At 43.1% G+C, this 11,593-nt stretch carries 5 protein-coding genes; all 5 read right to left on the reverse strand.

Annotation, left to right across the window (positions count from 1 at the left end):
• Window positions 1-75: 75 nt before the first annotated feature.
• Window positions 76-1,965: an arabinan endo-1,5-alpha-L-arabinosidase gene (locus tag QVP67_RS04950; RefSeq protein ID WP_022162456.1), complete on the reverse strand. Its 1,890-nt coding sequence runs from the start codon at window positions 1,963-1,965 to the stop codon at window positions 76-78.
• 57 nt (window positions 1,966-2,022) lie between these two features.
• Window positions 2,023-3,819: a RagB/SusD family nutrient uptake outer membrane protein gene (locus QVP67_RS04955; protein WP_022162457.1), complete on the reverse strand. Its 1,797-nt coding sequence runs from the start codon at window positions 3,817-3,819 to the stop codon at window positions 2,023-2,025.
• Window positions 3,820-3,837: 18 nt separating this feature from the next.
• Entirely contained in the window at window positions 3,838-7,077 is a 3,240-nt protein-coding gene (locus QVP67_RS04960) for a SusC/RagA family TonB-linked outer membrane protein (RefSeq protein ID WP_022162458.1), read from the reverse strand.
• Window positions 7,078-7,095: 18 nt separating this feature from the next.
• Window positions 7,096-8,850: a RagB/SusD family nutrient uptake outer membrane protein gene (locus QVP67_RS04965; RefSeq protein ID WP_022162459.1), complete on the reverse strand. Its 1,755-nt coding sequence runs from the start codon at window positions 8,848-8,850 to the stop codon at window positions 7,096-7,098.
• Between the two features lie 10 nt (window positions 8,851-8,860).
• On the reverse strand, window positions 8,861-11,593 hold a 2,733-nt coding region (locus QVP67_RS04970; protein WP_288179917.1), incomplete at its 5' end, for a SusC/RagA family TonB-linked outer membrane protein.

Raw genomic sequence — 11,593 nt, forward strand, 5'->3', positions numbered from 1 at the left:
ATGTAACATATTATGTGAAAAAAATGCCTGGAGCAGTCAAGACATCCAGGCAATTCTCCTTATATAAATGAGCGATTATTTATTCTTCTTACCCCAATAAGTTTTAAAATTATCTCCGTAACCGGCGTAAACGATGGTGTGTGTTCTGGGAGTTGATTCCCAGTCTGTTTCACGTTTTAAATAAAGCTCGATTCCATTAGCCGTTAAAATCTGTTTCTCTGCATCGTAACTCCATGTACCACCTTTCCAAGTTCCTTCTGTAATAGTATGGTCGGCGGCTAATGTCATTGTTGCTGCAGATTTCTGTTCACCATAGCTATAAGAAAGATCGATATGTTCCCATTTTCCAATTAACTCTTCTTCTTTGATAGTCACTTGTGGAACGGCACCATAGCGCTCGGGCATTACTAAAGGCCATCCGTCTTTGGTCCATAAGATGCTGCGGACATGTCCTAACATGACTGCGTTATCTATATTTGCAGGTAAACGTCCTTGTGAAGAATAGTACCAGTGGCCATTGCCATCGTTAAAGATTGCGCAATGAGAGAGGCCGACCCAACCATCGCTATTGGCAAATTTATAGGGGTGGGTAACTACAGGTAGCATATCTGCTCCTTCAGTGACGTTAGCACCATCAATACCTAAAAAGGGGCCGGTAATGTTTTTGGAACGTGCAACTCGGGTGTTATAAGGAACATCCAATGCATCATAGGCTACAAACAGATAATAATACCCGGTATTGGGGTTGTATACAATTTCAGGACCTTCGCTTGCTTGCCAGCGATTACCCATTTCTCGGGTTGCTATCAGTTGACCATATGCAGCAATATCTTCATTGGTTCCCCATGGGTTGGGTAATTCAGCCTTGACTTTTCCAGTTTCTGCATCCAGCTCGACTAAAGCGATACCACTGTTCCATGAACCGTAAATCAAATAATGTTTTCCATCTTCAGCTATGATATAGCTGGGGTCAATGGCATTCCATTTGTAATAGCAGTTTGCCCAATCATTTGGTGCAACATGAAAATTTAAACCTTTATCAGATGCATTGGTAATGACATATCCTTTGTCTACCCAGCCATTATTATTAGAAGGATCAGTATTTTCCATCATTCCGATAAACGCTCGTTCTGCCCACGAATTTTCTCCATCAATATTTCCGGGACATACAATCGAGTAATACATACGGTAAAGACCGTCTTTAACTTTTCGTACGCATGGAGCCCAATAGCCGAATTCATCTGTATTGGGAGTGGCCTCTTTCAGTCCCATATCTGTACGGATTTCGTTTAGTTTAGGTATTACCCATTCCGGTAATGATTGCATTGTTCCTCCTAAATACTCCCAATTAACTAAATCCTTAGAACGTCGTGCGTGGAAATGACCACCTGCAGTATGTTTATTGTCATATGAAGCGTCTGTCTGATACATATAGTAATAGCCGTCTTCTGCCAATACTACTGAAGGATCGTGCACATTGGACAGATTCCATTGATCACGTAAATCCCACGAAGCTATCGAACGATAATCATCTAAATATTGTGGTGCCTGATAATTGATTAACTCATTATCTTCCAAACCCTCAGAAGGCATAATCTGAATATCTGAAGAGTATAAAGTTTCTCCTTGATAAATGCAGATATAAGCCCGTACGTGGTAAGTAGTATAAGGAGTAAGCCCATCAATTGTGGCTGATACAGTACCGTTGGTTAAAGTCGATTTAATTGTAGCATCGTAAATCGTAGGATTCTCATGAAGGCTATAGCAGAATCCTGCACTAACATAGCGTATATCATCGCGTAAATCGAAAGTACAACTTACCGACACACTTTTTAAAGTAGCTTCTGTAGCGACTGGTTCTTCAATGATAACTCCTGTCTCTCCATAATTGTTTTCATCGTCGCTGCACGCTCCCATAGTGAGAGCGGCTGCGAACAATAAACTAATCCATTTATAATGTTTCATAATAGTTGGCTTTAATTGATATTTTATACTTTCATTAATTACCACTTTCATTGATTATCAGTTTGCTTCTGTTGAAGTGGCAGTTAATTCCCAACCACTATTTTGTCCCAAATTAGGAAGACGTTTTACTTCATCGTCAGGAATTGGGAAATAATAATTCTTTGGACTGTTGAATGCGCGTGAAGTGTAAGTTTCCGAGTAGCCGTAATTATATACAGTACCTGCATTGGGGGTAATTTGTACTCCATATAAATTGTATACTTGCTGATAATAAGGCTTGTTTTGTTCACTAGCGGCTGTAACTCCTTCGAACAGTTTCCAACGGCGTTCATCAAAGAATCGGTGGTCCTCAAAACATAATTCAATACGACGTTCATTACGAATGCGTTCCCGCAGTTTGTCTTGTGTCATATTACTATAAGCTGGCATGCCTACACGTGCACGTACCTGATTGACATATTCGTATGCTTCAGAAGTACGTCCTGCTTCGTTCAATGCTTCTGCTGCGTTTAACAGAACTTCTGCATAGCGGAAGATCGGACAAGCATGTGTGTAGGTGGTAGGGCTTTTCCATGACATGTTATTGAGGAACTTTTTAGTATAATATCCAGTTACGGTGCCTCCATGCAATTCCTGATAATCTAAACCTGTACCATACGTAATATCTACCATACGTTCTTCTTCTTGTTCGGGGTCACCCCAGATAGAACCATGATGCAGAATGGTCTGTTCAAGGCGTGGATCTCGGTTTACATATGGATTTTGTGGATCATAACTGGGATCTTGGTCGATGGGAAGTCCATTGATAGTTTCATAGCTGTCTACCAGATTTTGGGTTGGATTGGTACGTCCAGTAGAATTAGCAGATCCGCTAAATCCACAAGGTGCTAAAAATTCTTCAATAGCCCGTGTTTGCCATTCAGAGCGACTTAAAATATATTCGTTATTCAAGTGCGGAGTTGACACAAAACATTGATAATAGTTTTGTTCGGGATCTCCGATGTCATAAAGCCGGTACGGATTACTCTGTGTCGCATTTTTGCGAATAAAGTCAAGAGCTGCTTCTGCGGCGGCTTCCCATTGACTCTGGTCATTTGAAGGATTGTTTAAAGGAGAAGCTTTATAGAGTAGGGCTCTGGCTTTTAATGCATAAGCTGAAGCTCCGTTTACACGTCCCCAGTTAAGTTCTTCCTGCGCATATCGGAAGGGCAAAACATCTTTTACTTTGTCACATTCGTCTGCAATCCATTGCAATGCATCAGCAGCGGGTGTGCGAGGCTGGTTCATAGCTTCTGTATTAGTTGTCTCAAAAATGATTGGGTTGCCTTCTGCATCATCGCCAACGATAGGTATTGCACCAAAGTAGCTGACCAAATCAAAATGGAATATGGCACGTAAAAAACGTGCTTCAGCCATGTTACGATCGTATAAACGGTTGTTATCATCATTGGTCTCTTCATTACCGATTACACTTTCTTTTGCATAGGTCAGAAAGTTGTTGGCAGCACGAATGGCCTGGAAATTGCGTGACCAAAAGTAATTTGCAAACTGATGGTTAGTTGCATCATATGAATCACGTAATACGCTATGGTAATAATGCACATTCCAAAAAGAGATGGCGTTATCTGTCATACAGTCGCGTGAAGCTCCACGGTATTGCCCGTCTGTATAACCAACAAATGCATCTGGTAAATAGGTATAGATGTTTGCGAGCAGGCCGCGCGTATTTTCGGCTTTGTCAAAAACGTCTTCGGCTCCAAGAGTTAGATCTACTTCTTTGTCAAGGAATCCGCTGCAGGCGGTGAAGTTCACCGCCAGCAGGGTTGCTGCCATATATTTGATGTATTTCTTCATATTATTAATATTTATTTGTTAGAATCCTATATTGACGCCAAAAGTGAATGTACGAGTTTTGGGATACCACCATACGTAACTCATCGGTTTTTCAGGATCAAGTCCGTCAGGCAGACCGCTCCATGTATAAAGGTTATAACCACTAAAATAGAAACGGCATTTAGTCATACAAGCCTTGGCTATTAATTTTTTAGGTAGAGAATAGCCGATTTCTATATTACGCAATGAGAGGAAGTTACCATTCACAATCCAGATATCATTCTGATATGTACCTGTATCACGGTCTGAGTCAATAGCGTTGAATCCGCCGTATGTCGGGCGGGGATATTTGGCATTGACGTTTCGTGGATCGTTCGGATCATCAGTATAATATCCCCAAGAATTAACTACTTCATGAGTACCCATGTTACTCCAACCAGAGTAGGATAATGCAGGAGAAAGGAATACGTCACGATTTAAATAGGCTGTCAGTACAGCACGTGCATCAAAACCTTTATAGCTGAAACCGAATGTCAAGGTCGGAATTAATTCAGGTATTACAGTATAAGTGTCTGGTACCATATCATTCGAATCGATCATACGGTCTCCATTTAAGTCTTTAAATACGGCTGTTCCTAGTTTTTGAGCTCCGTTTGATGCACTATTATACGGATATTTTTCCGGATGGTCGATTGCATCCTGCTGACTGGTAGCGATCAGATTGGGGTCTGAAGCCCATTGTACGAACTTGTAGCGATTCCATCCTCCAACAGTATTGTTGAATGAGCTTTCGTATAGGGCTTGTACAGAAGTGTAGTCAAGAATACGATTACCAGTCTTACGTTGCCACTCTACGTTCGGTTCCGTTTCGTCCATTTCAGTGATCTTGTTAGTGTTGTAGGTTACCATACCTTGGAGGTAATAGCTGAAATCGCCGATGTGGTTCTGATGTCCTATTGTAACTTCAAAACCTTTGGTTTCAGCCTTACCGTATGAATCTTGAGCTACACTGATACCAAGCATGTCAGGTACACTTGTACGTGTTACCAAAATATTGGATCTCCATTCTTTGAAGGCGTCGATAGAACCATATAATTTTTTGTTCCAGAAATCAAAGTCCAGACCTAGGTTCAACATATCAGAAATTTCCCATTTGTTGTTGGCATTTCCTGCCATAGTCTCTGCAAATCCGTTTACATATGAACCCGAATAACCGAATCCATACCCTGTAGATGAGCCATATGTATTCTGGTAGGGGTAGCGTCCGGCTCCAGTAACAGCTTGTCCGGCACGTCCATAAGAAACGCGGAGTTTCAGCATATCTATTTTATCGTTTCTCAACCAAGGTTCTTCTGATGCAACCCAGCCTCCTGATACGCCATAGAATGTACCCCAGCGTTCATCTTTACGGAAATTGTCGCTACCCATGCGCGAAATGTTTCCTGAAAAAATGTAACGGTTAGCATAATCGTATGTCAGTTGGCCGTTCCACGATAAATAACGATTCGAAGAATTGTATTGTGCATTATTAGGTTCCAGCACATTGTTTTGATTCCGATAAGAACGGGCAAAAGCACGTGCACTAATGTTGTGATTGCCGAAGCTGTTCTCATAGCTGAAGCCTCCCAACATATTCAGGTTATAATAGTGAGCACGCTGATTACCACCACTACCTGATGTGTAATGCAAAGCGGTATATGAAGAAAACTTGGTATATTCTATCTGTGAGATATCGCTTACATTCAGGTTGGCATAATCATAATTATATGAATTGATGTCATTGGCTTGTGTTGTCTGGAACACTTCATACGAGTCGAAACTTACGGTTGCATTTACTTTCAGCCCAGGAAGAATCTTTTTCAAATCGCCGTTAACAGTTACTGTTGAATAGAGGTTACGGCGTCTGTTCTTATCTTGACCGGATGAGGCTAATAAGCGTCCTGCGTTATTTGCTGTAGACGAAGCATATATTTCTCCGTTTGGACAGTATACAGGTTCCATAGGATTAGCTTCAACGGCACCAAATGTTGTCAGATTGAATACCGATGTGAGCGGTTGTGAAATATTATCGATACGTCCGCCTAAATCCAATGATACATTCAAATATTCATTGACATCAATATCAAGATTAGAACGTAAGTTCCAACGATTCAACATGTGTGTCGTATTATAATCTTTGTTATAATTGGTCCATTTGTCATTCCACATACCTTCCTGACGGAGATAAGAAAATGATACGTAGTAGCGTGCACGGTCGTTACCTCCGTTAATCTGTAAGTTTGTTTTGTACATAGGAGCTGTTTCGCGATACAATTCATCAAACCAATTGGTATTGAAGTATTTGTACTGGTCCATTCCGGTCAACTGTTCTCCTTCGCACACACGACGGTACATTTCTATTTGTTCATCGGTATACATGGGTTGTAATCCGTCAAGATAACGTACGCGATTACGTGTTAGTGCCATGTTATATGAGTTCTGGTTTTCCATTTTGTTACTTAACATTTGGAATCCGACCTCTTGAGTAAAATCAACGTTTGTTTTACCAGCTTCTCCACGTTTAGTAGTGACAATGATGGCACCATTGGCTCCTCGCATACCATAAATAGCAGTTGCCGCAGCATCTTTCAGAATTGTAATGTTTTCGATGGGGAATGCATCTAGAAATGAAAGGTCGCGTTCAACGTTGTCTACCATTACCAGCGGAGCACGGGCACCACTGTTCATTGTACGAATACCGCGGATATACATAGCACTTTCTGTCCATCCCGGTTCAGATGACCATTCGTAAGTTTCTACACCATTAACTGTAGAAGTAAACGCATTCTGTAATACAGTAATAGGATGTTTTTGTAGTTCTTCTCCTGTAACAACCGAAGTTGCTTCTGTCATGATTTTACGTGTTTTGCGTCCGAACGGAACAGGCATAGTATGCAAATATTCATCAAGGTCTTCTTGAATTTCAATGTTGAAGTTTTCATTAAATTCTGCTGGAACCTGTACGTTTTTATATCCGACACAACTTACGCATATTTCATCAGTTGGCTTTACATTATTTAAGCTGAAATAGCCATCAGCGTCAGAAAGAACGATTCGACTTTCTTCTGCTACATTGATGACGGCACCAGCTACGGGCTTACCTTCTGTGTCTACAATACGGCCTTTTAATATTTGCGAGTTTTGCGCATATACGTTGGCTGCTGCAAACAATAATGTTGCCGTCAGCAGTGTTTTGCCTGCTTTGGCTGTTTTGGTTATAATATGATTAACTTTGTTCATATTCTTATCAGATTAAGATTAATTCCACCCCGGATTATTCTCTATTCCTGTTTTCCAGTATTCGGTTTCTGGAATTGGATAAAGGTACATCTTCTCTTCGAATACACGCTTTTGGGTTACTTTACGTGTGATAGTACCGTCGCTTGCTACATCAATTCCGATGATGTCGCGTCCTAAAGCTTGTTCGGCTACTCCCCAGCGGCGTACATCCCAGAACCGATGTTCTTCGAATGCTAACTCGATTGTCCGTTCTTTGTGGATGAAGTTACGCATAGCATCTTTTGTTTTTAGATCAGCACGGTCGGCCACATTACCTGTAATGCCAGCACGATGACGGATCTGGTCAAGAAGGTTACATACTTCTTCGGTAGGACCCTCTACTTCGTTTAAGGCTTCTGCACGATTCAGTAGAATTTCTGCATATCGAATGTAAGTCCATAGACGGCGTGAGTTTCCACCATGCTCGTTGCTTAAAATCGTTTCAGGTATCAACTTGCGTACATAATAACCTGTTTGAGTTGCGTTGGCATTTCCTATCGGATTATCTCGTTGTCCGCGTACTACATTGATGACTCCGTTGCCCCAAGTTACTCCATTATATAGAATAGTCGCTTCCAGACGTTTGTCGCGGTTCTCCCACATGTGGGCATCACTATAGCCACTGGCTTCGTTAACGTCAGGAGTTGTTCCGTGATAAACGGGTGCACCTGTTTCATCGTATTCGGTGAATGGAGATGAACCGTCTATCATATCGTACATGTCAACTAGATTCTGCGAAGGGCATAAACCTCCATTTCCACCTTCTCCAACTGGAGTGTCATTAGCGATACCGCTCCAACCGATTGTTCCGTCATTACGATAGAAAATCATTTCTGTATTGTTTTCGGTATAAGGGGTCAGTAACCAAGCGTTGGTCAATGCTGCTTTGGGATCGGATTCATTGGTTATTAAAGCATAATTGCTTCCATAATCATTGATGAAACTTTGAGCTGCATCGGCTGCTTGCTGCCAGGTTATGCCAGACTCATTACTATAACGTGGACTTGCCATGTAGAGCATGATATGGCTATACAGTGCACGTGCTACGGGTTGCATAATACGTCCTCCGTAAGTGCTTTCGGTATTGTAAGTCATTAAGCCTTTTTCGCATTCCTGAAGTTCTTTAAGTACAAAGTCTATCACATATTCTTTTAAAGATGGCCGTTCTGTATAATCGCTTAATAGATCTCCGTCTGGATCAAGAACAGTAGTTACCAAAGGAATAGGGCCATAACGCAGGAAAAGTTCCCAATAGAAATAAGCGCGGAAGAAACGTGCTTCTGAGATGTATTGTGTCTTTTGTCTCTGGTAGTTTTCTTCACTTAAATCGGTATCTTTAGGTACGTTTTCAATACGTTCAAGTATCATGTTGCATTTACGGATAGCACGATAGTAATGTTCCCAAGTATCGGTCAGCTCTGCTGCGCCTCCGCTTCCATAGTAATTCCCAATGTTGAAAGTGGTACGTACTCCTCCGCTGGCATAACTGGTATGTCCCAGATCGGTTGCAGCATCGAGCCATGAATTGTTGATGCGAAGTGCACCATGACGCAGGAAGTTATATGTATCAAAATGGAATTGCTCCATCAGACCCCAATCGCTGAATACTTCGTCTCCTGTCAGCTCACCACTGGGTTGTTTATCCAGAAAGTCGCCAAACATTTCTTCACAAGAAGTCAGCGTAGTAGAAGCGATGGACAATGTGAATAGACTGTATAATAATGTTTTCTTCATAATATTTCTGTTAGAAATTAATGTTTACACCAAAGTTTACGGTTTTCATGATAGGATAACGGTTCGAACCATTACTTTCGGGGTCTGTCAATCCGTCCAGATGATCCCATGTTACCAGATTGTTTGCATTGACATAAAGGCGACAATTACTCATGCCTACTACTTTAATCCATTCTTTGGGTAAAGTATAACTCAGTTCGATGTTTTTCAAACGGACAAATGCACCGTTTTTCAAGAAAAATGAATTCTGTCGCTGGTTGTGATCGCCATAGCTGTCGTAATGGAGGAGGGGGTATTTGGCATTGGCCAAGTTGTATTCCTCGCTTTGTGCCGGGTCCCAACGTTGCAGATGGTGTTCTTTCACTTTACCTCCGTTAACAAATGCATACATGGCTTCAGCATCGTAGTAACGGCTTACTTTGTTGACACCTTGGAACATGATGCTGAATCCCCAGCCTTTATAGTTGGCACCTAAAGTCAGGGCAAACATGTTCTCGGGCACATCACTATAGCCGATAAAGGTTTCATCACGTTCGTCAATGAAGCCGTCATTGTTCATGTCGCGGTACTTCAAGTCGCCGACTTTGACATTGCCGAATGTAGAAGTCGGTAATTGTCCTCCGTCGATATCGGCTTGTGTTACAAATCCGTCGCAAACCAAGCCATAGTACTGACCGATGGGGTGTCCTTCCTGCTTGCGGTATTCAGTCATCAGTGCCGGTTCGTCTTTCGAAGTGATTTCATTTTTGGCATGCGAGAAGGTGAAGCCGACGGTATAATCAAAATCTTTGCCGATTGTATTGTGGTGTTTCAGCTCAATTTCATAACCCTTATTGGTTGTTTTTCCGAGGTTTCCTGCAGCCATGTTTACTCCTACCCATTCAGGGCGAGTCTGATAGGTGGTCAAGATATCGTTACGTTTTTCGTAGAAGACATCTACATTACCATTGAGTAAACCATTGAACAAACCGAACTCGATACCGAGGTTGTATTTGTGGGCGCGTTCCCAAGTTACTCTGTAGTTGGGGTATTGTGCCTCGTAAATACCTGTCTGACCACTTGTGCCGAAGGTATAGTCGTTGTTTATCTGATCCCAAGCCTCTTCGTAAAGGAAGCGTTGAACCACGCCGTTTACGCTATAGATGTCGTTACCTACCTGACCGTAGCTGGCGCGGATTTTCAGGTTGTTCAGCCAGTTGCTGTACTTTTCCATGAAGCTTTCGTTGCTGACGCGCCATCCCACTGAGAATGCGGGGAAGAAGCCGAAGCGTCGGCCTTTCATGAAGTTTTCGGAGCCGTTGTAGCCGAAGTTGACTTCGGCCAGATAGCGGTCGTCGTAAGCGTAGGTGGCACGTCCTACCAATCCTTGGTAGCGACGGGCAAGTTCGTCGTTTACGCGGTGGTCGTTCTGGTTGTACAATACCATACCGGTTACATCGTGTCTGCCGAACGTACGGGCATAGTTCACTTGGGCTTCCATGTAGAGTTTGTAGTAAGCGGCATGTGATTGAGAACCTGCCAGCTCACCGTCCGAGTTGAAGCGATTCCACGATTTCAATTCACTAGGATTGCTGGTATCTGTCAGCTGGTATGTGGCGAAACTCTTGCTGTAAAGTTTACGATTATACGAGTCGTAGTCGAACGAAAGCATCCCCTTGACACTTAAGCCAGGTGTCAGCCAATCCATCTTGTAGTCGGCGATGAAGTTGGTCTCGTTGATCGTATTGGTCGCACGGTAGAAGCCGGCTTCTGCCAGACGGCCTACGATGTTGTTCTGATATTGTGAAGTACCACCATAAATGGTCTCAGTCTTTTCGCCGTTCTGTACTTGGGCTGATACTGGGAAGAGCCAACCGGGAGTATGGTTCATTTCATAGAAGATTTCGCTATAGCCGCTCGATTCGTTTGAGTTGGGGCCTCCACGCTCTTCGAAACGAGTACCGAAGTTAACAGATACGGTCAAATCCTTGATCAGGAAAAAGTCCATATTAGCACGGAAGGCATAACGACGGAAGCTGGGACTTGAAGAGTTCCCATAGGCATCATTGCTTAAGTCTTTCACCAATCCTTGCTGGTCGTAGAGTTCGGCAGAGGCATAGTAACGCATACGTTTTGTACCACCACGCACACTGACGTTGTAGCGTTGGGCAGGAGCTGTGCTGTTCAATACTTCGTCATACCAGTCTACATTGGGGTAGAGCATGGCATCTACTCCGGTCAGTTCTCCGGCTACAGAGCGGCGGAACATTTCAATATCGGAAGCACTGTATTGCGAAGGAAGTCCGTCGTTGGCCAATGCTTCTTCGAGCAACATCACAGACTGATAAGAGTCCAGATACGTGTCTGTGCGGGTAGGGCTTTGGATTTGCCAGTTGGCTGTTAGGCTGACTTCGGGCTTTTGCTCTTTACCGCGTTTGGTGGTAATCAGCATAACGCCGTTTGCACCACGCACACCATAAACGGCCGTAGCCGAGGCGTCTTTCAATACAGAGATGGTCTCGATGTCATCGGGGGCAATTTGTGAGAACTCACGTTCTACTCCGTCGACCAACACCAGCGGTTGGGCATCGCCAGCGAAGGTTGCACGACCACGGATGTAAATTTGTGTGTCGTCCGAACCGGGTGCACCCGAGGTCTGCGAGGTGATCACACCTGCGATTTTACCAGAGATGGCTTGCGATACGTTGGCTGCGGGCGATTGCAACAGTTCCTTGTTTGAAACTTGCGAGATGGCGCCCACGAC

It is taken from the genome of Bacteroides sp. CAG:633, from assembly GCF_000435115.1.
In the GTDB taxonomy this organism is placed as follows: Bacteria; Bacteroidota; Bacteroidia; order Bacteroidales; family Bacteroidaceae; genus Bacteroides; species Bacteroides ndongoniae.